This window comes from Parachitinimonas caeni (assembly GCF_030129945.1).
GTDB classification, from domain to species: Bacteria; Pseudomonadota; Gammaproteobacteria; order Burkholderiales; family Chitinimonadaceae; genus Parachitinimonas; species Parachitinimonas caeni.
In genome coordinates this window covers 1-550 of record NZ_JARRAF010000165.1, presented here as the reverse complement: position 1 = coordinate 550, position 550 = coordinate 1, and the positions used below count along the sequence as shown (strand labels likewise).

The following is a 550-nucleotide window of genomic DNA, read 5'->3' as shown; positions in this document are numbered from 1 at the left end:
GCGGAACCGGCAGGCCAGTCACGCTGTCGATGTCGGCTTCGCGGGTCGTGTCCTCCGCCATCACTACATTGGCCGGGGCCTTGGCCTGCAGGGCGCTGGCGTCCAGACTGCTGCCGTCAGCGAACTTGAACTGCTCGACCCGGTTGGCCGTGCCGACATACCAGTCCTGCAGGATCAGTTTGTCGCGGGTGTTGCCGGTGATGGTCACTTCCAGGTTGTTGCCGACCTTGGCATAGCGCAGCTGGTCTTTGCTGATGCCAGCGCCGAATTGCACGCTGTCGAGGTTGCCTGCGGTGGCGTCCTGTTCGATCACGGTGTCGATGCCGCTACCGGTGTTGAACTGGTAGACGTCATTGCCAAAACCACCGAGCAGGGCGTCGTTGCCAGCGCCGCCATCGAGGGTGTCGTTGCCGGCTCCGCCGTCGAGCAGGTCGGCATCGGACGAGCCGATGAGGTTCTGGTTGCCCGCCACGCCTGCCCAGACGGTCCCGAATGCCGCTTCGTCCGGCAGATTGGTATACGCCGGGCTCTGGGTGGTGTCGGGGTTGAG

At 64.5% G+C, this 550-nt stretch carries 1 protein-coding gene; it reads right to left on the bottom strand.

From position 1 onward, the window contains the following. On the bottom strand, positions 1 to 550 hold a 550-nt coding region (locus PZA18_RS24130; RefSeq protein ID WP_284103439.1), incomplete at both ends, for a calcium-binding protein.